Annotated in this window: 9 protein-coding genes; all 9 read right to left on the minus strand. The window is 65.4% G+C overall.

Annotated features, from left to right (window positions below; all coding sequences use genetic code 11):
• Nucleotides 1–35 precede the first annotated feature (35 nt).
• Nucleotides 36–1370: an OprD family porin gene (locus tag I8746_RS14315; protein WP_012051218.1), complete on the minus strand. Its 1335-nt coding sequence runs from the start codon at nt 1368–1370 to the stop codon at nt 36–38.
• 205 nt (nt 1371–1575) lie between these two features.
• A complete protein-coding gene (locus I8746_RS14320) occupies nt 1576–1800 on the minus strand; it encodes a hypothetical protein (protein WP_012051219.1) in 225 nt (74 codons plus the stop codon).
• 200 nt (nt 1801–2000) lie between these two features.
• Entirely contained in the window at nt 2001–2735 is a 735-nt protein-coding gene (locus I8746_RS14325) for a YkgJ family cysteine cluster protein (protein WP_003247303.1), read from the minus strand.
• Nucleotides 2732–3043, minus strand: coding sequence for a hypothetical protein (locus I8746_RS14330; RefSeq protein WP_003247302.1), 312 nt, complete (start codon nt 3041–3043; stop codon nt 2732–2734). Before I8746_RS14330 ends, I8746_RS14325 begins: the two co-directional genes overlap by 4 nt.
• Nucleotides 3044–3131: 88 nt before the next feature.
• On the minus strand, nt 3132–4031 hold the full coding sequence (locus I8746_RS14335; RefSeq protein WP_003247301.1) for a chemotaxis protein: 900 nt from the start codon (nt 4029–4031) through the stop codon (nt 3132–3134).
• A 204-nt stretch (nt 4032–4235) separates the two neighbouring features.
• Complete coding sequence (locus I8746_RS14340; RefSeq protein ID WP_003247300.1) at nt 4236–5420, minus strand: HlyD family type I secretion periplasmic adaptor subunit; 1185 nt, start codon at nt 5418–5420, stop codon at nt 4236–4238.
• A complete protein-coding gene (locus I8746_RS14345) occupies nt 5417–7585 on the minus strand; it encodes a type I secretion system permease/ATPase (protein WP_003247299.1) in 2169 nt (722 codons plus the stop codon). Before I8746_RS14345 ends, I8746_RS14340 begins: the two co-directional genes overlap by 4 nt.
• The gene (locus tag I8746_RS14350; RefSeq protein ID WP_012051220.1) at nt 7582–9018 is read right to left on the minus strand and encodes a TolC family outer membrane protein; all 1437 of its coding nucleotides are present in this window, start codon (nt 9016–9018) and stop codon (nt 7582–7584) included. Before I8746_RS14350 ends, I8746_RS14345 begins: the two co-directional genes overlap by 4 nt.
• A gap of 63 nt (nt 9019–9081) precedes the next feature.
• Nucleotides 9082–26884, minus strand: a 17803-nt coding sequence (locus tag I8746_RS14355) for a BapA/Bap/LapF family large adhesin (RefSeq protein WP_221100768.1), incomplete at its 5' end; no start/stop codon positions are given.

Consider the following 26884-nt stretch of genomic DNA (forward strand, 5'->3'; position numbering starts at 1 on the left):
GCGGGTGAACCCGCTCCTACACTGGCAGCAAAAGATCAGAACACGTTCAGTGGGTAGTCGACGATGACCCGCACTTCATCGTTGTCGCTGTTGCTGTCGATCGACGCATAACCCTGGCTGCCGCGGTGGGTGGCATAACGCACCAGCACCGACAGGTCCTTGAGGTCACCTTCCTGGAACACGTATTTCACGTCCAGGTCACGCTCCCAGTGCATGGCGTTCTTGCCATCTTCACGGTAGTAGTCGTAGTGAGTGGTGTCCTGAGTGGCCTTGGTCAGGTCAGCCTCGCCGCGCGAGTAGGACAGCGAGGTAGACAAACCAGGCACGCCGACACCGGCGAAGTCATAGCCGTACTGCAGTTTCCACGAACGCTCGTTCGGCGCGTTGAAGTCCGAGTACATGCGCGAGTTGTCCAGGTACACGCTGTCGCCCAGGTTGATGTAGTCGAACGGCGTGTTGCCGTTCACTCGCTGGTAGGCGGCAGTGACGCTGTGGAAGCCTGCGTTGACGGTGAAGTGCACGCTGTAGGTGTTGTTGTCGATCTTGCCTAGCAGGGCCTGGCCGGTGTCCTGGGTGTGATAGAAGTGCACGCCTGGGTTCAGGCTGACCAGGTCATTGACCACATAGGTGTAGTCGAAGTCAGCGTAGTACTGGTTCCAGATGTCCTTCAGCTCGGCGGCGTACAGGTTGGCGGTGATGTTTTCGGTACCGCTCCACGACGCGCCCGCCCAGTTCAGGTGCTTGCTCTTGTCGTGCTCGTCCAGTGACCCGTAGTAGGTGTCGATGCGGCGGTGGCCGCTCTGGTTGTACGGGTGGGTGAAGCTGACCTGGCCGCCTTCGAGCAACAGGCCATCAATGCTGGTGTTGGTCAGGCTTACACCGCGGAAAGTTTGCGGCAGCATGCGCGTTTCACCGCCGGCGATCACCGGGTTGGTGAGGAACAGGTCACCGGCTTTCAGTTCGGTGTCGAAGGCCTTGAGCTTGACCGCAGCACCGGCAGTGGAGAACGAATGCGGGGCAGCGCCCAGTTCGCCGTCGTCCTTGATGTGTTCGGGCAGGATGCTGGTGCCGGCATGGCCGCCACCGCCGTCGAGCTTCAAGCCCAGCATGGCATGAGCATCCAGGCCAAAGCCGACCACACCTGGGGTGTAGCCCGACTCGAAACGCGCTACCGCGCCCTGGCCCCACTCGCGGGTGTCGCGCACGCCGGCATTGTGGTTGTCGCGGTTGAAGTAGGCATTACGAAAATGCAGGTTGAAGGACGAACCTTCGATGAAGCCATCAGCCTTGTCTTCATCTGCCTGGGCGGCGAAAGGGATCGTTGCAGTCAACGCAATGAAAAGCGGGGTAAAACGAAACGCGGAAGGCACCGGTACTAGCTCCTTTGGTCTGACGGTGGGGCAGTTTTTATATTTGAATGTGCGTCTTTTTTATAGGTACACGTTACAGCCGGGCTGAGCGTTAAAGCACATAAAAAAAGCCGCTGATCGGCAGCGGCTTTAAAAGGCTAACATATCGGCACCGGAGGTGCCCATGGCGTAGCCAAGGGAAAGAAGGAACAGCGACAGCGTTTGATCAGCTGTCGGCATTGGCATCGACGGTCACTTTGGAAGCTGTCTGTTTCGCGTCTTTTGCGGTATCTGCCTTGTTTGCGGCAACAGCCTCACGGGCCTCTTGATGGACCGCCGCGAACGCTGCATTACGGGTAACGAAAGCCGGGGATTCTTCGGCCATGGCCAGGGGCGACAACAACAGGGAAGACAGGACGAAGACGCTGGCAATACCCATACTGTTGGACATTTGAAACTACCTTCTTGCGGTGCAAGTGCTAATGAGGACAGGGGTAAAGTTAGTCCTTTCAGTGCACTCGAAACAGAGCGAAGTGCGATAAGCACTGTTGCGCAAAAGGTAACGATCCTTGCGAAAATCAATAGGACTTTCGGCGAAAGTCCCGTGCTAGAGCAGCTGCACAGGGTGCCGCCTTGTGCAAAATGGTCAGGCTAGAAACCGATAAAGGCGTAATAAACCGGGGTTTGATGGGTTGTGCGCAAACCCAGTGCCTGCAAGCTTGCCGTCAGCGCTTCATCCTGCACATGCAAGGTCCACTGTGCCGCTTCATTTCCCTGTACCTGCGCCAGTGCCGCAGCAAAGGCCCCCATATCCGGCAAGTAGGCGGTAAACCCATTCCCCTTGAGCGCACTGGTCGTCATGCCCAATGCCTGGCACACCGCCACCTTGGCGGCAATGTCATCGCGGTCGGCCTGGCGCGAAGCCTGTACCAGTGCCTGCAGTTCCACATCGACCAGTTGCGCGCCATGAATCAGCTCCGGCCCCTGTTGCCAAGCCTCAGGCGGGCAGTCTTTGCTGTCTGGCCGCAGCGGGATATGCGGGTTGATTTCTACCGGATAGATGCGACACACCAGCGGGCGCTGCTCATAGATGGTGCAGAGGTCGTTGGCGTCGAGGTTACGGCAACGTCCGGGGTTGAATGCAGCAAAGGTCACCGAGACGCGTGCCTCGCCCTCGCCACAATGCACTGGATGGGAGCGTCGCAGCACATGGTCACGCTGCTCCAGCGGCATGCCGGGGCCGTCCACGACGAAGGCCTCGATCAGTACCACCACCTGGCCGGCATCGTCCGCCCAGCGACGCGCTTCGGCCAGCGTCAGTGGCACATGGTGGCCGGTGCAGCATTTGCCGCAGCCGGTACAGCCGAAACGTAAGCGGTCGGTCACTTGGCTTCCGGGCTCCATTCACTGACGAAAGCACGCTGGTGCTGGCGGTCGTAAAGGCACAATTCGGTGCCGGTGCGCTGCTGCATGTGCTTCTGTGGGTAGACGCCTTCGATCAGCAGGGCACTCATGCCGACCTGGTCATCAAACTCGGCGGGCTTGCCGCGGGCATGGGCGTCCTTGAACTGGCTGGCGGTCAGGCAAGCCTTGAGCATCTGCTGACGTTGCTCGTTCCAGGCCTGGCTACTGGAGGCCTGGGCAATACCGCTGAAGAGGGCGCAACTGATCAAGATAGAGCTGAGAAGCTTCATACGCGATTCCGGCAATTTTCTTGCGAGGGGCGCGAATTATGCCCGAGTCACCCCCGGCGGCAAGCCGGGGAGTTTGTCGCTGAATATATCAGTGCTCGGCGAACACCACGGTACGCGCAGCCACCACCAGACAATCGGTCAGCTCTGGCGAGGAGAACTTGGTAAGGATGGCATTGGCCCCGGCCTGGGTCGCCTTTTCACTGCTCATGGCACTGTCCAGCGAGGTGTGCAGCAGCACGTACAGGTGCTGGAAGTCGGGGGTTTCACGCAGCGTGCGGGTGAAGGCGTAGCCGTCCATTTCGCTCATTTCGATGTCGGAGACGATGATGTTGATCTCCTGCGCGGTGCCTTGCAGCTCCAGCAGCACGTTGATGGCGTCTTTGGCGCTGCGCGCGGTGTGGCATTCGATACCGAGGTTGCGCAGGGTGTGCACCGACTGCTGCAGGGCCACCTGGCTGTCGTCCACCACCAGGATGTTGGCGGCGGCCAGCAGGCTGGCGTCTTCTTCGTTCAAGGTGCCGTGCGCTGGCTCGGCGACGGGCGGGGCGATGGCGTGTATGACTTTTTCGATATCCAGCACCTGCACCAGGGTGTTGTCCACGCGCGTCACACCGGTGATGAACGAGCGGGTGCCCGAGGCGTAGGGCGGCGGTTTGATGTCGGTGCTCAGGCAATGCACGATGCGGCTGACTGCCTGTACATGCAGGCCTTGGCGCGAGCGGCTGATCTCGGTAACGATCAGGCAGCCACCCTGCGGGTCGACCAGTGGTTGTTCGCCAATGGCGCGGGACAAGTCGATGACCGACAGCGAGTGGCCGCGCAACGTTGCCACACCCTTTACGTGGGGGTGCGACTCGGGCAGCTTGGTCAGCGGCGGGCAGGGGATGATCTCGCTGACCTTGAGCAGGTTGATTGCCATCAGCTTGCCGCTGCGCAGGGTGAACAGCAGCAGGGATAGCGAATCCGCGCGGGCATTTTGCGTGGCCATGGTGACCTTCGGTGGGGAGCAGGGGATATCCGGTTATCGGCCTGTTTTGGTCGGGCTTTAGGCAATTTGCACAGAACTCATGAGTGCTTGGGCCCCTTGTGGAAGCGGGTATGCCCGCGAAACGTGCGTCGCGGTGCATGGCACCGGCTTCGCCGGTGTTCGCAGGCATGCCCGCGCGCACAGGGATGTGGGTAAATAACTGGATCAGCGTTCGCGCAGGGCCTCCTTGGCCCGGTTCAGCGGCTTGATCAGGTAATCGAGGATGGTTTTCTCGCCCGTTCGGATATCCACCGTGGCAATCATCCCTGGCACGATCGCAAAACGCTTGCCGGCCTTGTTTTGCAAGCTGTCCTGTTCGGTGCGGATGAACACGCGGTAGTAGTAGATTTCCGGTTTGACCTCGTCCTGCAGGGTATCCGGCGAGATGCCCACCACCTTGCCGTCCAGCCCACCATAGACCGAATAGTCATAGGCACTGATCTTGACCTTGGCCGCCTGGTCGGGGTGAATGAAGGCGATGTCCCGTGGCGCGATGCGGGTTTCGATCAGCAGGCGTTCGTCCATCGGCACGATCTTCATCACCTGGCCACCGGGCTGCACCACGCCACCCAGGGTGTTGACCTCGATGTCCTTCACGATGCCGCGCACCGGCGAGCGCAGGGTCAGGCGGGTGAGCGAGTCGCTGCGTCCGCGGATCACTTCCGACAGGGCGTCCGCTTCGGCGCTGGCCTTGGCCAGTTCTTCCCGGGCGCGCACCAGATAGTCTGAGCGCGCCTCGTTGGCTTTGAGTTCCAGCTCGGAACGCTGGCGGTTCAGGCGGATCACTTCAACCCGGCTGGAGGCACCCATCTTTGCCAGGTTCTCGGTGATCTTCAGCTCGCTGCGCACCAGCTGCAACGAGTCCTGAATACCCGCCAGGGTCTGTTCCAGGCCGCGGCGGCGGGTCTGGTACAACGCGGTTTCGGCATCGATCAGGTCAGGAGAGTCGCGCAGGCTCGCCGGGAAGGTCAGGGGCTTGCCGGTCACCTCTGCCTGCAGGCGAGCCTGACTGGCTTTGGCAGCCCGGTACTTGGCCTCGCTTTCACCCACGCTGGAAGCCGTCTTGGTCGGGTCGAGCTGGGCCAGCACTTGGCCGCGCTCGACCAGGTCGCCTTCGGCCACGCTCATCTGCGCGACGATACCGCCCTCGAACGACTGAATGACCTGCTCTCGCGAACTTGGGATGACCTTGCCTGTGCCGGTGGACACCTCGGTCACCTCGAACCAGGCCGCCCAGGCCAGGAACGCCGCCAGCATCAGTGCGCAGAGGGTGATGATGCGGCCGGCGCGGAACACCGCCTGGTCGTCCTGCCCGTCCAGGTAGGAAGCCGGGAGTTCATGGTTGCTCATGCCTGGGCTCCCTGCAGTTTGGCCAGCGCGGCATCGCGCGCGTCATCGATGACGATGCGCCCGGCGTCCAGCACCAGGATGCGGTCGACCCGCTGCAGAACACTCAGTCGATGGGTTGCGATCACAAGTGTACGGCCCTGACAGAAGCGCTCCAGGTTATCCAGCAGCTTGCGCTCGGTCATGTCGTCCAGCGACGCGGTCGGCTCGTCCAGCAGCAGCACCTGCGGCTGGCGTACCAGCAGGCGCGACAGCACCAGGGCTTGGCGCTGGCCGCCAGACAAGCCCAGGCCTCCTTCGAGGATCAAGTGGTCCATGCCCTTGGGCAGGCGGCGGACGAAGTCCAGTGCGCCAGTGGCGGCCAGCGCGGCCACCAGTTCCTGGTCGCTGGCCTGGCCGGCGCCGAGGGTGAGGTTTTCCCGCAGGGTGCCGTGGAACAGCCTCGCGTACTGCGGCAGCAGGCCGACGTCACGGCGCAGGTCAGCAGGGTCGAGGTGGGCCATGGCGATACCGTCCAGGCTGATCTCGCCCTGTACCAGGTCCATGGCCCCACCCAGCGCCTGCAGCAAGGTTGATTTGCCGGCGCCGTTGCGGCCCAGCACGGCAATGCGCTCGCCCGGCTGGATGTCCAGCCGGCCAATGTTCAGCACTGGCGGGTAGTCTTCGCTGTAGCGGAAGTTGGCCTGGCGCAGGCGGTACTCGCCGTGAATGGCTGGCAGGTGCACGCGGGCTTCGCCTTCGGGGTGGTCGACTGGCGACTGCATCAGCTTGTCCAGGCCTTGCAGCGCTACCTTGGCCTGCTGCCAGCGGGTCAGCACATGGGTCAGCTGGGCGAGCGGTGCCATCATCCGCGACGAAAGCATGGATGCCGCCACCAGGCTACCCGTGGTGAGGTCGCCGGCGATGACCATGGGTGCGCCGATCACGATGACCACGGCAAACACGGCACCCTGCACGTTCTGCGTCCAGGTCACCAGGCCGTTGGTGAGGGTGCGCAGGCGCAGGTTGGTGTGCGCGCAGGCCGCGTTGTACTGGTTCCACTGCCGTTCGAAGCGTGCCTCCGCCTGCAGTGCCTTGATCTCGTCCAGGCCTTGGATACTTTCCACCAGCATGGCGTTGCGCAGCGCCGACTCACGCATCGAGGCATTGGCCAACCGTGCCAGGCGCCGTTGTGCAAGCAACCCGGGCAACACCATGGCCAGCAGCGCGACCAGCGGGATGAACACCAGTACGCCGCCGATCAGCCAGAACACGAACAGGAACAGCAGGAAGAACGGCAGGTCGGCCAGCACCGTGGCGGTGCTGGACGTGATCAGGTCGCGGATCGACTCCAGCTCGCGCAACTGCGAGATGAACGAGCCGGTGGACTTCGGCCGCACCGAGTTGCGCAGGCGCAGGGCATGGCCGTAGACCAGGTCGCTCACCCGCAGGTCGGCGCGCTTGCCAAGCAGATCGGTCACCTTTAGCCGCAGCAGGCGCATGCTGAAGTCGAACACCAGTGCCAACACCACACCGCCAAACAGGACGTAGAGGGTGGGCAGGGATTCAGCCGGTATCACTCGGTCGTACACCTGCATCGAGAACAGCACGCCGGCCAGCGCCAGCACGTTGGCCACCAGTGAAGCGACCATCACCTGCCCATAGGGACGCAGGTCGCGCAGTACGATGCGGGCGAACCAGTGGCGGTCGTAAGGCGCGGTGTAGTCGTCGGTGCGCACATCGCGCAGTGGCCGGGCCGGGCGCAGCAGGGCCACGCGGTTGATACGGCCTTTCAGGGTGTCGCGGGGCAGACGCGAAGTCAGGCCCTGGTCACCGGCGAACACCACTGCCAGGTCGTCCTCTTCGGTCACCGACTCGACCACCGCCAGCTGCCCATCGTCCAGCTCCAGCACCAGCGGCGTGCGCCATTGCCGCAGGCCCTTGGCATCGAAGTGCACGAAGCGCAATGCCAGCCCCGCCTGACGTGCCATGTGGCGGAGGATTTCATTCAACGGGCGGGCATCCTCCGCAGCGGCCAGGCGAATACGCTGGGGTGATACGTCCAGGCGGTAGTGGTGTGCCACCTGCAACATCACCTCAAGCCAGGGGCCCAGGTCTGGCCGGTGGGCGGCGGCCTGCTCCGGCGCAGGCGCCTGGTTGGGCAGGGTCACATCGATCGAATCACTCATGGCTGGATCTCCACACCTTGCAGGTTGCGCCCCTCAAGGCCAAAGGCCGTGCGCAGGGCGCCGGTGTTGTACAGGCAGTCGACATCCAGGCGCAGCAGATCGGAGCGGGTGCCGGCAAGTTCGAAGCGTGACTGGTAGATCTCCTGCTCGGCGTTGAGCAGATCGAGCAGTGGCCGTGTGCCTAGGTCCAGGTACTGACGCCCGTAGAGCATGCGTGCCTCCTGAATGCTGACCTGGCGGGCCTCCAGTGAGGTCAGCCTGCGGCCCAGCCCGGAGGTTTGCGCCTTGGCCTCGGCCAGGCCCCGACGCGCCTGCAGGCGTGCGGCGTCTTCGGCGGAATCGGCGGCGGTCAGCGCGTGGCCGGCAGCGCGGGTGCGAGCGCTGATGGAGCCCCCTTGGTAGATGGGAACTTCGACGTTCAGGTAGATGCCCGCCTGGGTGCGGTCCAGCCGTGCGTTATCGCGGTTGTAGTCGTCGTCCAGGTAATGATTGACCTGCGGTTGCAACGACAGGGTAGGGTAGGCCTCCGCCTTGGCCTGGGCCAGCTCGGCCTGGCCCTGTGCGCGCTGGGCCAGGGCCATCAGCACGGCAGGCAGGCGGTCATCACCCTGTGCAGGGCGCTTGCAGGCCTGGTTCAGCTCGGCGGGTGAGCCTTCGGCCAGTGCCGGTGGGGTAACGCGGCCCATCAGCGCCGCCAGGGTCGAGCGCCAGCGCTCGTACTGCGACTGGTACTCTTCCAGGGTGGCACGGGCGCTTTCCACCCGGGACTCGGCCTGCACCACGTCGGACCGGGTGCTGGCGCCCATGTCGCTGCGCTGGCGCGCCATGCCGGCAATGTCGCCCACGCCGCGAATCTGGTCGCGGGCAATCGTCATCAGTTGCTCGTAGCGGCGGGTTTCGATCCAGGCATAGGCTGTGTCGCGGGCCAGGTCGTCGACCACCAGCAGGATATTGGCCTGGGCCCGGGCGGCGGCAGCCTGGGCCGCGTTGACGGCGCTGTCGACCTTGCCGAAGTCATAGAGCATTTGCTTGAGCGACAGGTTCAGGGCCTGGCTATTGCGGTCGCCGCCATAGCCGGTGTCATAACCGGTGCGGATACCGCCGGAAATCTGTGGGTAATACCCCGCACGGGCGACGTTGATGCCTTCGCCCTGCTTGTAAAGGTTGCCGATGGCCTCAGCGATGCTCGGGTGCCATTGCGCTGCCTGCAGCACCGCGTCGGTAAGGCTCAGCCGTTCGCCACTGGCGACCGGGGCCATGCCGATGGGGGGCCGGGCGGGCACCGCTTCGGGCGCATCGCGTAGCGGCGACGGCCCGATCTGGCGCAGGTGGGGGTCTATATCATCGGCTGCCTGGGCAACCGGGTGGAAGTTCAGGGCCAGGAGCCCGAAGGCTCCCAGCAACAGCGGTGACAGCGGACTGCTTCGCTTCACATAATTCCCTTACTGCTGGTCGTCCATGCCGCCGGGTATTCACCCGACGGGTTTACAGCGGCCTCAAACCACATGGATACCGTTCTGTACCCACAGGTGATGGCTTGGATCCTCCTGGGCCGTGTACTGGTTATAGTCGATGCCGTCGGCAGTTTGGTTCCCGACCAGCGTCCAGTTGTCCGTCATGTGAACCGAGTCTTTGTCGTCCCCCTTGATGATCAGTGTGTCGGTACCGGTTTCGGTGATGGCCACCACATCCGCCAGGTTGAGGGTGAGCGCCACCGAACTGGTGTCGTTGAGGTCGAGGATTTCGATGTCGTGTACGCGCCCGGCCAGGTTGCCCAGGTCAATGCTGGCATCACCGCCGCCCCACAGCAGGGTGTCGGTTCCCGAGCCACCGTCGACGCTGGCGAAGTTCTGGTCGACCACCACCAGTGTGTCGTCACCCGCACCACCCTGCAGGGTGATGTGGCCACCCTGGCTGCCATCGAGGTGGTCGTTGCCGTCAGTGCCGGCGATCACATCGGTGGCCGCTGCCAGGCTGGCGAGTGCCGCGGACTCGTCGCCAGTATCGGCCAGCAGCGATGTGGTGGCGGTGAGGCCGGCGGCGCTGTCCACGTTGATGGTGAGGGTTGCGGTGTCGGTCGTGCCGTTCGGGTGGCTTAGCTCGTAGGTGAAGGTGTCGTGCTGGCCTACCACCGCCGAGGTGAGCCCTGCGTTGAGGGTGTAGGTGTAGCTGCCGTCGGCATGCACCAGCAACGTGCCGTAGGTGCCGGCCACGCTTACCCCGTTGTAGCCCGGGATGGTGTAGGTGTTGGCCGCTGTCAGCACGCTCAGCACGGTCAAGGCCGAACCGACGTTGTCGTCAGCCAGCAGGTTGCCGGTGGCGGCTGTCGCGCCACTGACCACGAACTCGGTCAGGTACGTTGTGGTGGTGTTCAGGCTGGTGGTGATGGAGCTGAGCAAGCCAATGCCGCCGGCGGTGACACGTACGTGGTAGGTACCGGCGCCCTGGTTCTCGAAGGTATACCCGGCGCCGCCGCCCAGGATGCTGACCAGCGAACCACCTGGCACCGACTGCACCAGCACGTACTGGCCGGTGGCCGGGTTGAGCTTGAGCAGCTCGATGGTGGTGCCGTTGAGCAGGCTCAACAGGTTGGTGGAGTTGACCACCACCTGCAGGTCGGCCGTGGTATTGGCGGCAACCGTGGTGGTGTAGGTGGCCTGGCGGGTACCGATCACTGGCAGGTTCAGCGAGCCCAGCGTACTGCTGCTGGTGTCCACGCGGTTGTCCAGGGTGACCTGGCTGGTACCAACGTCGTTGACTGCGTCGACCACCGTGGCCGGTGCACCGTAGTTGGTGTCGCTCCAGACCTCCGTGGCTTGCGGGCTGTCGATGCGCACGTACAGGTTGGCGGCATCGGACAGGCCGTTAGGGTGCACCAGTTGGTAGCTGAACACGTCCACCTTGCCGACACTGTTCGGGCTGCCGTTCGGCGTGTAGGTGTAGCTGCCGTCCGCACGGATCACCAGGGTGCCGTACTGACCCTGAACCGTCGTGGCAGTCCCGGCCGAGACGTAGCTGCCGTCTTTGAGCACTTGCAGCACGGCGGCGCTGTCCGGGCCACGAGCATCCACTGCGCCATCGGTACCCACGTCGGTAATGACGTTGCCAGAGGTGGCAATGCCGGTGCCGGTGAATTGGGTCAGGCTGGTGGAGACGATGTCCAGCGTGGTGCTCACTTCGGTGATCAGACCGATGCCGCCACTGCCCACGGTCAGTCGGTAATCACCGGCTTGCAGCACGCCGATGTCCACCTGCAAGCCGATTGGCAACACGATCAGGTCGAGCAGGCCCTGAGTGTTACCGGTGGCGATGGTCACCCAGGTGCCGCTGGCGTCTTTCACCTGCAGGGTGAAGCTGGTGTTATTGAGCAATGCCAGCACGCTGTTGGTGGTCAGTGTGAGGGTAGGGTCAGCCGTGGTGCCTGTTGCCACCGTCCAGGTGTAGGTCTTGGAGAACCCCGACAACAGCGTGGTGAAGCTGTCGGTGTAGGTCTTCGTGGCGCTGACCGCTGCCAGGTTGACCGTGGCCGTGGCCAGGTTGTCGCTGGCGATGACCGGCGCGTTGGCATCCACATCCGGTGCAGTGACGTTGACGTTGCCCGACACGTTGCCGCGCGGGTCGCTGAGGGTCACCGAAAGGATCTGGCCGTTGTCCTGAGGCGGGCTCAGGGTCACGGTGAAGGTGCCGTCCGCCTGCACCGTCGCGGTCTGCAGCACGGTCCCGCCGGCGCTGCGTACGGTGACGGTGGCACCCACTTCGCCAGTACCGGTGAGGGTACTGCCGTCGGCACTGAACAGCAGGTTGCCGGCAGCCGCAGGCGGGGTCAGGTCCGGTGCGGTCAGTGCAGTGCCTGTGGACACGTTACCGGCGCTGTCGGTGAGGGTGACGCTGAGCGCCTGGTTGTCGATCTGCGCCGCAGTCAGGCTGACCACGAACAGGCCGTTGCTGCCCACCGTTGCGGTACCCAGTACGGTACCGGCGCTGTTGCGCACGGTGACCGTGCTGCCGACCTGGCCAGCACCACTGACCGAGGTGCCGTTGGCGTTGATGGTGGCCAGCGGGGCGGCTGGCGGGGTGATGTCCGGCGCAGTCAGGCTGGTGCTGGCGGACAGGTTGCCGGCAGAATCGGCCTGGCGTACCACCAGCAGTTGCCCGTCGTTCTGTGGCGAGGTCAAGGTAATGCTGAAGGTGCCGTTGGCTTGTACCACACCGGTACCCACCTGGCCGTTCGGGCCTTGGACGGTAATGGTAGCGCCCGCCTCACCGCTACCGGTAAGCACGGTACCGGTGCCGTTGATGGCGACGTTGGTGGGGGCAGCAGGTGGCTGCAGGTCTGCGGCGGTGTAGCTTGTGCTGCCGGACACATTGCCTGCAGTGTCAGCCTGGCTCACGCCCAGTACCTGGCCGTTGAGCTGCGCGGCGTTCAGGTTGACGGTGAACACGCCACCGCCATTCACCACCGCCGTGCCGAGCACGTTGTTGCCGGCATCACGCACTGTCACCGTGGCACCGGCTTCACCCGTGCCGGTCAGCACCAGGCCATTGACAGACAGGCTGGTGACCACCGGGTTGGTCGGTGGCGTGATGTCGGCCGCTTGCAGGAAGGTCGGCTGCGATTCGCCGCCTATCAGCGCCACCGCTGTCACCGAAATGTGTTCGCCATTGAGCTGGGCTGCGTCCAGCGTCAGGGTGAAGGAGCCGTTCAGGCTTGCGACCCCTGTACCGATCAGGTTGCCTGCAGCGTCGTACACGCGAATGCCCACACCGCTGGGTGCACTGCCTGTCAGGGTCAGGCCGTCGCTGCCCAAGGTCACGTCGGTGGGCGGCACGGGTGGTGCGATCAAGGGTGTGAGGTAGGTCGCGACCGCAGACGTATTGATGCCGTCGGACTGTGTCACTTCCAGGGTTGCGAGCGAGCCCGCCGCCGGCACCAGCGTTATCTGGAAGTTGCCAGCGGCATCCACCACGCCGGTACCGATCACGTCTCCGTCGAGGCTGACGGTGACCGTGGCATTGGCTTCGCCCTTGCCGGTCAGCACGTTGAAGGTGTTGTTGATCGCCAGGTTGGTCACCAGGTCGGGTGGCGAGGTGTCGTTGGTCTGGTAAGGGACAGCCACCGAAGCGTTGCCGGCATCATCGGTGGACACCACCGTCAGCAACTGGCCGTTGTTCTGTGCCGGGCTGATCGGCACAGTGAACTGGCCGTTCTCACCCACTTCCACCGTGCCCACGATGTTGTTGTTCGGGCCGCGCACCGTGATCGTGCTGCCGGCTTCGGCCGTACCCGTCATCGACGTACCGGCTGCGTTGAGCAGCAGGTCGGTCGGCTGCACCGGTGGCGTCAGGTCTGGCGCAGTCACTGCCAGCGGTACCGACGGGTTGCCAGTGGCGTCCTGGGCGATGATGGTCAGCGTTTCGCCGTTGATTTGCGGGCGGTTCAGGTCAAGGACGAAGGTGCCGTCCGGCTCCACCGTTACCTGGCCCAGCAGGTCGCCGTTGTTGTTGACCACCGTGACGCGGGTGCCGGCTTCGGCAGTACCGATCACCTGGGTACCGCTGTCGTTGATGGTGGCGACCACGGTGGCCGGTGGTGTGGTGTCCACGGCCGTGACCGAACTGATTGGCGAGATGTTGCCGGCTGCATCGGTCAGGGTGACCTGCAGCACCTGGCCATCGAGCTGCGCTGCATCCAGCTCGACGATGAAGGTCCCGTCGACGCCCACTGTGCCGGTACCCACCTGCGTGATACCGACGTACACGCGCACGGTGGCGCCCACTTCGCCGACACCGCCCAACTCGTCACCTGCCGCATTGAGCCGCAGCTCGGTTGCTGCCGCTGGCGGCGTGAGGTCCGGCGCTTGCACGTTGACCGGCAGGCTGACGTTGCCGGGTGGATCGGCCTGCAGTACCGACAGTGTCTGGTTGTTGATTTGTGCGGGTGACAGTTCGACGCTGAAGCTGCCATCAGCCAGTACGATACCCGTGCCCAGTACGGTACCGGCCGCGTTACTGACGATTACCGTGGCGCCGGCCTCGCCCAGGCCGCTGACCACACTGCCGTCGGCGTTGATCACCACTTGGGTGAGTGGGTCGGGCGGGGTGAAGTCGGGGGTTTGCAGGGTTGCCACTGCCGACACGTTACCGGCCGCATCGGCCTGGGTGAAGCTGAGCAGCTCGGCGTTGCCCAGTGCCGGGCTCAGCGTGATGGTGAAGTGGCCACTGGCATCGACGGTGGCGCTGCCGATTTCCTCGCCTGCCGGGTTGGTCACGGTCACCCGCGCGCCCACTTCGCCGCGGCCGGTGAGGGTGACACCATCACCGGAAACGGCCAGTTCGCCGGGTGCCGCTGGCGGTGTGGTATCGGGTGCGGTGATGGCGCTGGCGGCAGACTGGTTGCCGGCCGCATCGGTCAGTACCACCTGCACCTGTTGGCCGTTGGCCTGGGGCGATGCGAGGTTGACCTGGAAAGTCCCGTCGGCGCGCACCGTGGCGCTGCCCAGCACCGAACCATCGGCGGCGAGCACACGCACGGCGGCACCCGCTTCGCCGGTACCGTTCAACAAGCTGCCACCCCCGGCGAAGGCCAGGTTGCCGGCAGCATCCGGCGCGACGCGGTCAGGGGCTGTCAGGCTGACGCTGTTGGACTCGTTGCCGGCCACATCGGACTGGCTGGCGCTGAGCTGTTCGCCGTTAATCTGCGCGCTGTTCAGGTTGACATTGAAGTTGCCATTGGCATCGACCACGGCAGTGCCCAGGTCGATACCGCCTTCGCCAATCACGGTAACGGTGGCACCTGCTTCACCGCGGCCACTGAGTACCAGGCCGTCGCTGGACAACGCCAGGTTGGTCAGTGGTTGCGGTGCCGTGGTGTCGGGTGCCTGCAGGGTAGCGGGTAGCGATACGCTGCCATCGGGGCCCGTTGCGCTGACCTGCAGCACTTCGCCATTGGCCTGCGCACTGCCGAGATTGACAGTGAACGTGCCGTCGTTGGCGACCGGGCTGCTGCCCAGCAATACGCCGTTGGTGCCGTACACTTTGATTGTGCTACCCGCCTCGGCGGTGCCGGTCACCGACAGGCCGTCGGCGGCCAGTATCAGGTTGTCCGGCGTGGCCGGTGCCAGCGCGCCTGGCGCCGTCACGCTCTGTGCAGGGGAGACGTTCTGTGCGGCATCGGCCTGGACCACGCTCAGGCTTTCACCCGTGATTGCTGCCGGCGACAGGGATACGCTGAAGTGACCGTCGGCGGCCACTGTAGCGTTGCCCAGCACGGTACCGTCCGGCGCCCGTACGGTCACGGTTGCGCCTGCTTCGCCATCGCCTGTCAGGGTGGCGCCATTGGCGGAGACAGCCAGGTTGGTCACGGCGGCCGGCGGCGTGGTGTCGGCTGCAGTATAAGGTGCGGCCGGCGACACGTTGCCGGCTGCGTCGGTGGCGGTCACCTGCAGCATCTGGCCATTGGTCTGGGCACTGTTCAGGGTGACCTGGAAGGTGCCGTTGCTGCCGGCTACCGCTGTGCCCAGCACGTTGCCGCTGGCATCGCGCACGGTCACGGTGCTGCCGGCTTCGGCGTTACCGGTCAGTTGCAGCCCGGTACCGGACAGCGCGAGTGCTGTCGGTGCCGTAGGCGGGGTGAAGTCCGGCGCGGTGACCGCCACGGCGGTGGAGGTGTTGTTGCCCGCGTCGGTCTGCGTAACGCTCAGGTGCTGGGCGTTGAGCTGGGCGCTGTTCAGGGTGAGGGTAAAGCTGCCATTGGCCGCCACCAGGCCGGTGCCGATGATGGTCCCGTCCTGGCCGTGAACGGTGACCCTGGCACCGGCTTCGCCCAGGCCGGTCAGGGTCAGGCCGTTGTTGTTCAGCACCACGTTGGTCAGCGGCGCGGGTGGGGTCAGGTCCGGGGTTGTCACATTGATTGCCGGCGAGGTGTTGCTGGCGGCATCCACTTGCGTCACGCCGATGACCTGGCCGTTGGTTTGCGGCGTGTCGAATGTCACCGTGAAGCGACCGTCAGCGCCCACCGTGGCGGAGCCGAGCAAGGCACCGGCGGCGTTGCGTACCTGTACCGTGGCGCCCGCTTCACCGCTGCCGGAAAGCTGCCGGCCGTCCTGGCTCAGCACCGGGTTACTGATGGCCGCTGGCGGCGTGTGGTCTGGCGTGGCCAGGCTGGCCGGGCCGGACACATTGCCCGCGGCATCACTGAGGGTGACCTGTAGCGGGCTACCGGTCACCTGCGCGCTGGGCAGGGTGATCTGGAACTGGCCGCTCTGGTTGACGGTGCCGGTGGCCAGGATGGCGCCGCTGGCGTCGCGCACGGTGACGCTGGCACCGGCTTCGCCCTGGCCGCTGAGCACGGTGGCTGCGCTATTGAGGCTGAGGTTACTGGCCGCCAGCGGTGCCTGCAGGTCAGGCGCTTGCAGGGTGGCCGCGAGCGAAACGTTACCTGCAGCATCAGCCTGGGTGACGATCAGGTTCTGCCCATTGGCCACGGCCGGCGAGAAGCTGACGCTGAACAGGCCTTTGCTGTCGACGGTTGCAGTCCCCAGCAAGGTGCCTTGTAGGTCTGTCACGCGCACAGTTGCACCCACCTCGCCTTGGCCGGTCAGCGTACTGCCGGTGGCGTTGAGGTTTACCTGCGTCGGCACGTCCGGTGCCGTGGTGTCATTGGCCACGATAATGGCCGGCACCGAAGGCTGGCCATCGACGGTAGCCTTGGCACTGACCTGCAAGATCTGGGCGTTGAGCTGGGCGTTCTGGAAGAACACACGGAAGGTGCCGTCGCTGCCGACCGTGGCGCTGCCCAGCGTGGTGCCCCCGGAGGTCACGGTAATCAGCGAGCCGACCGTACCCTGGCCGGTCAGCAGGAAACCGTCGGCGCTGATGGCAAGGGCCGAAGGCGTGGCCACTTCGGTACCGGTCGGGCCAGCCAGCGGTATTTCAGGCGATTCGTTACCGGCAGGGTCGATCACCACCACATCGACGGTTTCGCCTGATGCCAGCGGTGGGGCGACCGGGATCACGAAGGTGCCGTCCGGCCCTGCAGTTACAGTGCCGCGCACGGTGTCATCCGGGTTGCGGACTTCCACTGTGCTGCCAGGCTCGGCTGTGCCGCCGACCGTGCTGCCATCCGGGCTTACGGTAAGCCCGGTCGCCGGTTCTGGGTTGGTCGTGTCCGGCGCGGTGACAGAGACCGGCGCCGAGTCGTTGCCGGCTGCGTCGGTCACTACCACGGTTACGGTCTGGCCGTTGTTCTGCGGTGTATCCAGCGGCACGCTGAAACTGCCATCCGGGTTGACCGCAACAGTGATCACATTGCCGGCCCCATCGCTCACGGTCACCGAACTGGCGCCAGGTGCGTTACCGGTCACAGCCGTGCCATCGCTGCTGACTGCAACGTCGGTGGGCAGTGCCGGTGGCGTGATGTCAGGCGCAAGGATCTGGCTGGGCTGCGAAATGTTGCCGGCCGCATCGGTCAGCGTCACATCCAGGGCCTGGCCGTCCAACTGGGCGGGCGATAGTGGGACCGTGAAGCTGCCGCCTGCGGGCACGACGACGGTGCCTACCAACGTGCCGTCGGCAAGCTTCACTTCCACCGTGGCGCCAGCTTCACCGGTACCCTGGATGGCACTGCCGCCCGGGGTGATCGTGAGGCCGGCAGGCGCAGCTGGCGCGGTACTGTCGTCAGCGGTGAAAGTGGCCGACGGCGAGGCATTGCCGCCGCCATCGATCAGCACCACCGACAGCACTTCACCGTTGGTCTGGGCCGGGGAGAGTGCCACTTCGAACGTACCGTCTGCATTCACCGGGATGGTGCCTAGCAGGTTGCCTGCGGCATCACGTACCTCTACGGTGCTGCCTGCCTCGCCCTGCCCGCTGAGCAGTGTGCCGGTAGGATCAAGGCCCAGCCCTTGCGCCGGCAGCGGTGCCTCGAAGTCAGGTGCGGTCACGGTGCCAGCGGGCGAGCCGTTGCCGCTGTTGTCCGCCTGAGTGACAGACAGCGTCTGGCCATTGAGCTGTGGCGGGTCGATGGCCACCTGGAAGGAGCCATCGGGCTGGACCGTTGCGGTGCCCAGTACTGTGCCGCCAGTGCCGGTCACGGTCACCTGCGCACCCGGCTCGCCGCTGCCGCTCAGGCTGCTGCCGTCGCCAGCCAGGACCAGACCGGTGGGGCTATCGGGTGCCTGGGTATCCGGTGCCGACACGTCGACTGCCGCCGACAGGTTGCCGGCCGCGTCGCGTTGCTCCACGGTCAGTGCCTGGCCGTTGGTTTGCGGCGTGTCGAGGGTGATTTCGAAAGCGCCGCCAGCGCCGACCACCGTGCTGCCCAGCACGCTGCCATCCGGCCCGCGCACGGTCACGGTGGCGCCCGGTTCGCCGTTGCCGGTGATCGTGGTACCGGTGCCGTCGATGGCCGGGTTGGTGACCACTTGCGGTGGGGTGGAGTCGGGTGCAGTGAAGTCCACCGGCCCTGCGCTATTGCCCAGGTTGTCGGTCGCTTCGACGGTCAGGCTTTCGCCATTGCGCTGTGGCGCGTTCAGGGTGACGTCGAAACGGCCGTCGCCGCCCACGGTGGCAGTGCCCAGCACATTGCCGTCGGCGTCACGCACGGTGACGATAGAGCCGCTTTGACCCTGGCCGGTAAGGTGGATGCCAGCGGTATCGATGGCCAGCCCGGAGGGTTGCAGCGGGCCGTCGATATCGGGCGCGACGATGGTGGCGGTCGAGGTGTTGCCAGCGGGGTCGCGCAGGACCACGTCCAGTTCCTGGCCGTCGGTCTGCGCTGGGTCCAGGACCACGCTGATCACACCGTCGGCACCGACCTGGGCGTTGCCCAGCACAGTGCCGTCGGCGTTGATGACCTGCACGGTGGTGCCTGGTTCGCCGCGACCGGTGAGCAGGCCGCCATCGGCACTCAGTTGCAGTTCACTGGCTTCATTGGGCGGGGTGATATCGGGCGCGGTGATCTGGGTCGGCAACGAACTGTTGCCAGCTTCGTCAACCGCGACGACATCCAGTGCTTCCCCGTTGGCCTGTGCGGGGGTCAGGCCGATGGTGAAGCTGCCATCCGGGCCGGCCTGGGTGCTGCCCAGGACATTGCCCTGCGCGTCGCGCACTTGCACTTGCGTATCTGCCGGTGCGGTACCGGAAACACTGGAGCCGTCACCGGCCACCACCACGCCGCTCGGGCTTTCGGGCAGCGGTGTATCGGCCACGGTCACGCTGACCCCTGCCGAGGTATTGCCAGCGGCATCGGTCTGCACCAGCACGAGGTTCTCACCTGCGGCCAACGGTGCCTCCAGGTCAATCACGAAGGTGCCATTTGGCGCCACGGTGCCAGTACCGATGACTGCGCCTTGGGCATTACGCACTTCGACTGTGGCCCCTGGCTCACCACGGCCAGACACGGCCAGGCTGCCATCGCCTGCCAGCACGTCAGTGACGATCGCCGGTGCGGTAATGTCCGGGGCCACGTAACTCAGCGGCACCGAGGTATTGCCTGCCGCATCGGTCACGGTGATGGACAAAGTTTCGCCATTGGCCTGGGGCGGGTCGAGGGTCAGGCTGAAGCTGCCATCCGGCTCGGCAATGGCGCTACCGATCAGGTTGCCCGAGGCATCTTTGACCTCAATCCGTGCGCCCCCTTCTGCAGTACCGACCAGGCTGTCACCATTACTCAGCACCAGGTCGGTTGGTTGCAGCGGTGCTACCTGGTCGGGCGCCGTCAGCGGGCTAGGTGTAGAGACGTTGCCGGCGGCATCGGTCAGGGTCACTTGCAGGGACGAACCATCCACCACCGGGGTTGGCAGTTGCACATTGAAGGTGCCATCGGGCTGAACGGTGCCGCTCACCAGCACTTGTCCCTGGTCGTTGCGCACCTCCACGGTGGCACCCGCTTCGCCGCGCCCGGAGACTGTGCGGCCATCGTTACTGATGGCCAGCTCGGTAGCGGGCTCCGGCGGTGTGGTGTCGCCGCCGTTGTCCACGATCGGTGCGGTGACGCTGCCGGCCGTGGAGGCGTTGCCTGCGACATCGGTGGCCGTCACCTGCAACTGCTCGCCTGCCACTTGTGGCGGGGTGAGGCCGATGCTGAAGGCACCGCTGGCCCCCACCACGACACTGCCCAGTACAGTGATGCCATCGGCGGCCAGCACACGGACGGTGCTGCCTGCTTCGGCGCGGCCGCTGACAACGGTACCGTCGCCACTGATTGCCAGATCGCTTGGCGCCACAGGCGCGGTGATGTCTGGTGCGGCGACCTGCACCGGCAACGACGAGGTGCCGTTGTTGTCGATCGCCACCACGTCCAGTAATTCGCCATTGGCCTGGGCCGGTGTGAGCACCACGGTGAAGGTGCCCTCGGCACCCACCACGATGCTACCGACCAGCGTGCCGTTGGCATCATGCACTTCCACGCGGCTACCAGCAGGAGCAGAACCGCTGATGCTGCTGCCATCGGCGGCGACGACCAGTTCGCTCGGGCTGGTCGGGGTGACCACCAGTGGCACGTCGTAGGTCAGCGCTTCAGAGGCGTTGCCGCTCGGGTCGGTCTGTACCAGGCTCAGGCGTTCACCCGGCAGTGCAGCTGGATCGAGGTCGATCAGGAAAGTACCGTTCGCGGTCACTGTGCCGGTACCGATCAGCGTGCCATTGGCATCGCGCACCTCGACGGTAGCACCGGCTTCGCCGCGACCGCCCAAGGTCAGGCCGTCGGCGCCGACGACAATGTTGCTGACTACGGCAGGCACGGTGATGTCCGGGGCCTCGAACTGCAGGGGTGAAGAGACATTGCCGGCGGCATCGATCAGACGGATGTCGAGGATTTCGCCATTGGCCTGGGCCGGCGACAGGCTGATGCTGAAACTGCCGGTTTCAGTGACCAGGCCAGTGCCGAGCAAGTTGCCCAAGGTATCGCGTACCTGCACGGTCGCGCCTGGCTCGCCGTTGCCGCTCAGGGTCACGCCGTCGGCCAAGGCTACACCGGTCGGTTGAGCCGGGGCCTGCAAGTCCGGGGTAACCACCGACGCCGGGGCAGAAGCATTGCCGCTGGCATCGGTCAGCACCACTTGCAGGTTGCTGCCATCTTTCACCGGTGGGTCGAGGGTGATCTGGAAGGTGCCGTCCGGGTTGACCGAGCCGTTGGCCAGTACATTGCCCTGGGCATCGCGCACCTGCACGCTGGCCCCGGCTTCGCCGCGGCCACTGAGCTGGGCACCGGCCAGGCCGACTACCAGGTTGGTTGCGGCATCCGGTGGTGTGGTGTCGCCACCGTCGATGTCCGGCGCGGTGATGTCGCCCGCCGTGGAGGTGTTGCCGGCGGCGTCGGTGGCGGTGACTTGGAGTTCCTCACCACTCACCTGCGGCGGGTCGAGGGTGATGCTGAAACTGCCAGTGGCGTCGACCACCACACTACCCAGCACGGTGGTGCCATCGGCGGCCAGCACACGCACGGTGCTGCCCACTTCGGCGCGGCCGGTGACCTCGCTGCCGTTGGCACTGATCGCTAGCTCGCTCGGGGTGACCGGCGGGGTGATGTCTGGCGCAGCGATTTGCACCGGCAGGGACGAAGCGCCGGTGCCATCGATGGCCACCACGTCCAGCAGTTCGCCGTTGGCCTGGGCCGGGTTGAGGATGACGGTGAAGGTGCCACCGGCACCTACCACCACACTGCCGACCAGTGTGCCGTTGGCATCGTGTACTTCCACACGGCTGCCCGTCGGGGCTGTACCAGTGATGCTGGCGCCGTTCGCAGCCGCCACCAGGTCGCTTGGGCTGGCTGGGGTCGTGGTTGCCGGGACTTCATATTGCAGGGCTTCAGAGGCGTTGCCGCTCGCATCGGTCTGCACCAGGCTCAATTGCTCGCCCGGTTGCGCGGCTGGGGTGAGGTCGACAAAGAAGGTTCCGTTGGCGCCGACTGTGGCGGTGCCTATGACAGAGCCGTTGGCATCACGTACCTGTACGGTAGCGCCGGCCTCGCCACGGCCACTGAGCACCAGGCCATCGGCGCCCACCACGACGTTGCTGACGGCAGCTGGCGGCGTGACGTCCGGTGCAGTGAACGCCAGCGGCGTTGAACTGTTGCCGGCGGCGTCTACCACGCGAATGTCCAGGGCCTCACCATTGGCCTGGGCGGGGAACAGCGTGACGCTGAAGGTGCCGTCTTCGTTGACCAAGCCAGTGCCGATCAGGCTGCCGGTGGCATTGCGCACCTGTACGGTGGCACCGGGCTCGCCGCGGCCGGTAAAGGTCACGCCATCAACCAAGGCCAGCTCGGTTGGCTGCGCTGGGGCCAGCAGGTCTGGCGCGGCGACCGAACCGGGTTGCGAGACATTGCCGGCAGTGTCGGTCAGGGTCACTTGCAGGGTACTGCCATCGGTGATGGCCGGGTTCAAGGTGATGGCGAAGGTACCATCGGGATTGACTGTGCCCGTGGCAACTACGGTGCCTGCGTCATCGCGTACCTGAACGCTGGTACCGGCTTCGCCACGACCGCTGAGTTGGCTGCCGGCAGCACTGATCACCAGGTTGGTCGGGGTCTGCGGTGGCGTTGTATCGCCGCCATCGATGTCCGGCGCGGTAACGTTAATGGCGGTGGAGGCGTTGCCTGCCGCATCGGTGGCCGTCACCTGCAGCACTTCACCGTCTACCTGTGGCGGGTCGAGGGTGATGCTGAAGCTGCCGGTAGCGCCAACTACCACGCTACCCAGCACAGTGGTGCCGTCGGCGGCCAGCACGCGTACGGTGCTGCCCGGTTCGGCACGGCCGGTGACCACGCTGCCGTCGGCATTGATCACCAGTTCGGTCGGTGCGGCAGGGGCGGTGATATCTGGTGCGATGATTTGGGCGGGCAGCGAGGAAACACCGCCGTCATCAATGGCCACCACGTCCAGTAGTTCGCCGTTGGCCTGGGCCGGGTCGAGGGTAACGGTGAAGCTGCCGTCGGGGCCCGCCACCACAGTGCCAATCAGCGTGCCGTTGGCGTCATGCACTTCCACACGGGTGCCGGCAGGTGCGGTACCGCTGATGCTGCTGCCGTCTTCGGCGAATACCAGGTCGCTGGGGCTGGCAGGCGCGGTGGTGACCGGGACTTCGAATTGCAGTGCCGAGGAAGCGTTGCCGCTTGGGTCGGTCTGCACCAGGGTCAACTGCTCGCCCGGCTGCGCGGCTGGGGCGAGGTCGATCAGGAAGGTGCCGTTGGCTCCCACAACACCCGTGCCGATCACGGTGCCATTGGCATCGCGCACCTCAACAGTGGCGCCGGGTTCGCCGCGACCGCTCAGGGCCAGGCCGTCAGCACCAACTGTAATATTGGTTACTGCCTCAGGTGGGGTGATGTCCGGCGCATCGAATTGCAGTGGCGCCGAGGCGTTGCCGGCGGCATCCACCACGCGAATGTCCAGGGTTTCACCATTGACCTGGGCGGGGAGCAGCGTGACGCTGAAGGTGCCGTCTTCGTTGACCAAGCCAGTGCCAATCAGGTTGCCGGCAGCATCGCGCACTTGCACGGTAGCGCCGGGCTCGCCGCGACCAGTGAAGGTGACGCCATCGGCCAAGGCTAGGTCAGTCGGTTGCGCGGGCGGCAGCAAGTCGGCCGAGGTGACCGAGCCCGGTTGGGATACGTTGCCGGCAGCGTCGGTGAGGGTGACTTGCAAGGTGCTGCCGTCGTTCACGGCAGGGTCCAGGGCGATGACGAAGGTGCCATCTGCAGCGACGGTGCCGGTCGCGAGGATGTTGCCGGCCGCGTCACGCACCTGCACGGCAGTGCCCACTTCGCCACGACCACTGAGCTGGCTGCCGGCAAGGCCGATCACCAGATTGGTCGGTGCTTCAGGCGGGGTGGTATCGCCGCCATCGATGTCCGGCGCGGTGACCGAGCTGGTAACGGAAGTGTTGCCAGCGGCATCGGTCGCCGTGGCCTGCAGCACTTCGCCGTCAACTTGTGGCGGGTTGAGGTTGAGGCTGAACACGCCGGTCGGGCCGACCACGGCAGTGCCCAATTCGGTGCCGTCGGCAGCCACGATGCGCACGGTACTGCCCGGTTCGGCACGGCCGGTGATAACGCTGCCGTCCGCGCTCACCGCCAGTTCGGTTGGGGCGGCAGGGGCGGTGATGTCGGGCGCGGTGATCTGGGCGGGCAGCGAGGAAACGCCGCCGTCATCGATGGCAACCACGTCCAGCAGTTCGCCGTTGGCTTGTGCGGGATTCAGTTCGATGCTGAAGCTGCCATCGGCGTTGGCAATGGCACTGCCAATCAGGGTGCCGTTGGCGTCATGCACTTCCACACGGGTGCCAGCCGGCGCGGTACCGGTAACGGTGGTGCCATCAGCATCGATGGCCAGATTGCTCGGGCTGTCGGGCGCGGTGGTCAATGGTACGTCGTACTCGGTAGTCACCGAAGCATTGCCTCTTGGGTCGGTCTGCACCAGGCTCAACTGCTCGCCCGGCTGTGCGGCTGGGGCGAGGTCGATCAGGAAGGTGCCGTTGGCACCGACGACACCCGTGCCGATCACGGTGCCATTGGCATCACGCACTTCGACAGTGGCACCTGGCTCGCCGCGACCGCTCAGGGCCAGGCCGTCAGCACCAACTGTAATATCGGTGACCGCATCGGGCGGTGTGATGTCCGGCGCATCGAATTGCAATGGGGCAGAGCTGTTGCCGGCGGCATCCACCAGACGCACGTCGAGTGCTTCACCATTGGTCTGGGCCGGCGACAGGGTGAGGCTGAACAGGCCGTCGGCACCGACGACACCAGTACCGATGAGAGCACCGCCGGCATCGCGTACCTGCACGGTAGCGCCGGGTTCGCCGCGACCGGTGAAGGTGACACCATCGGCTAGGGCCAGGTCAGTCGGTTGTGCGGGCGTCAGCAAGTCGGCCGAGGTGACCGAGCCTGGTTGGGATACGTTGCCGGCAGCGTCGGTGAGGGTGACTTGTAAGGTGCTGCCATCGTTCACGGCGGGGTCCAGGGCGATGACAAAGGTGCCATCTGCAGCGACGTTGCCAGTCGCGAGGATATTGCCGGCCGCGTCACGTACCTGCACGGTAGAGCCGACTTCGCCTCGACCACTGAGTTGGCTGCCGGCAACGCCGATCACCAGATTGGTCGGTGCTTCAGGCGGGGTGGTATCGCCGCCGTCAATGTCCGGCGCGGTAAGGTTACTGGCGGTGGAGGCGTTGCCTGCCGCGTCGGTGGCCGTCACCTGCAGCACTTCACCGTCTATCTGTGGCGGGTCGAGGGTGATGCTGAAGCTGCCGGTAGCGCCAACTACCACGCTACCCAGCACAGTGGTGCCGTCGGCGGCCAGCACGCGTACGGTGCTGCCCGGTTCGGCACGGCCGGTGACCACGCTGCCGTCGGCATTGATCACCAGTTCGGTCGGTGAGGCAGGGGCGGTGATATCCGGCGCGGTGATTTGGGCGGGCAGCGAGGAAACACCGCCGTCATCAATGGCCACCACGTCCAGCAGTTCGCCATTGGCCTGGGCCGGGTCGAGGGTGACGGTGAAGCTGCCGTCGGGGCCCGCCACCACAGTGCCAATCAGCGTGCCGTTGGCGTCATGCACTTCCACACGGGTGCCGGCCGGTGCGGTACCGGTGAGGGTGGTGCCATCAGCATTGATGGCCAGATTGCTCGGGCTGTCGGGCGCGGTGGTCAGTGGTACATCGTACTCGGTAGCCACCGAAGCATTACCGCTTGGGTCGGTCTGCACCAGGCTCAACTGCTCGCCTGGCTGTGCGGCTGGGGCGAGGTCGATCAGGAAGGTGCCGTTGGCACCCACGACACCCGTGCCGATCACGGTGCCACTGGCATCACGCACTTCGACAGTGGCACCCGGTTCGCCGCGACCACTCAGGGCCGTGCCACCTGGGCCGACCAGGATGTCGGTGACCGCCTCGGGCGGTGTGATATCCGGGGCTGTGAACTCCAGCGGTATCGAACTGTTGCCGGCGGCATCCACCAGACGCACGTCGAGTGCTTCACCATTGGCCTGGGCAGGCGACAGGGTGAGGCTGAACAGGCCGTCGGCACCGACGACGCCGGTGCCAATTAGGTTGCCGGCAGCATCGCGCACTTGCACGGTAGCGCCGGGCTCGCCGCGACCGGTGAAGGTGACGCCATCGGCCAAGGCCAGGTCAGTCGGTTGTGCAGGCGGCAGCAAGTCGGCCGAGGTGACCGAGCCCGGTTGGGATACGTTGCCGGCGGCATCGGTGAGGGTGACTTGCAAGGTGCTGCCGTCGTTCACGGCAGGATTCAGGGTGGCGGTGAAGGTGCCATCCGCGGCGACGGTATCGGTCGCGAGGATGTTGCCGGCCGCGTCACGCACCTGCACGGTAGTGCCGGCTTCGCCTCGACCACTGAGCTGGCTGCCGGCAAGGCCGATCACCAGATTGGTCGGTGCTTCAGGCGGGGTGGTATCGCCGCCATCAATGTCCGGCGCGGTGACCGAGCTGGCAACGGAAGTGTTGCCAGCGGCATCGGTCGCCGTGGCCTGCAGCACTTCGCCGTCAACTTGTGGCGGATTGAGGTTGAGGCTGAACACGCCGGTCGGGCCGGCCACGGCAGTGCCCAATTCGGTGCCGTCGGCAGCCACGATGCGCACGGTGCTGCCCGGTTCGGCACGGCCGGTGATAACGCTGCCGTCCGCGCTCACCGCCAGTTCGGTTGGGGCGGCAGGGGCGGTGATGTCGGGTGCGGTGATCTGGGCGGGCAGCGAGGAAACGCCGCCGTCATCGATGGCGACCACGTCCAGCAGTTCGCCGTTGGTCTGGGCCGGGTCGAGGGTGACGGTGAAGCTACCGTCGGGGCCCGCCACCACAGTGCCAATCAACGTGCCATTGGCGTCATGCACTTCCACACGGGTGCCGGCAGGTGCGGTACCGCTGATGCTGCTGCCGTCTTCGGCGAATACCAGGTCGCTGGGGCTGGCAGGCGCAGTGGTGACCGGGACTTCGAATTGCAGTGCCGAGGAAGCGTTGCCGCTTGGGTCGGTCTGTACCAGGCTCAATTGCTCGCCTGGCTGCGCGGCTGGGGCGAGGTCGATCAGGAAGGTGCCGTTGGCTCCCACAACACCCGTGCCGATCACGGTGCCACTGGCATCGCGCACCTCAACAGTGGCGCCGGGTTCGCCGCGACCGCTCAGGGCCAGGCCGTCAGCGCCGACGGCAATGTTGCTCACCGCACCGGGCGGGGTAATGTCCGGCGCATCGAATTGCAGCGGCGCAGAGGCGTTGCCGTCAGCATCCACCAAGCGTACGTCGAGTGCTTCGCCGTTGGCCTGAGCAGGCGACAAGGTGAGGCTGAAC

Source organism: Pseudomonas sp. USTB-Z (genome assembly GCF_019691255.1).
GTDB lineage: Bacteria > Pseudomonadota > Gammaproteobacteria > Pseudomonadales > Pseudomonadaceae > Aquipseudomonas > Aquipseudomonas alloputida.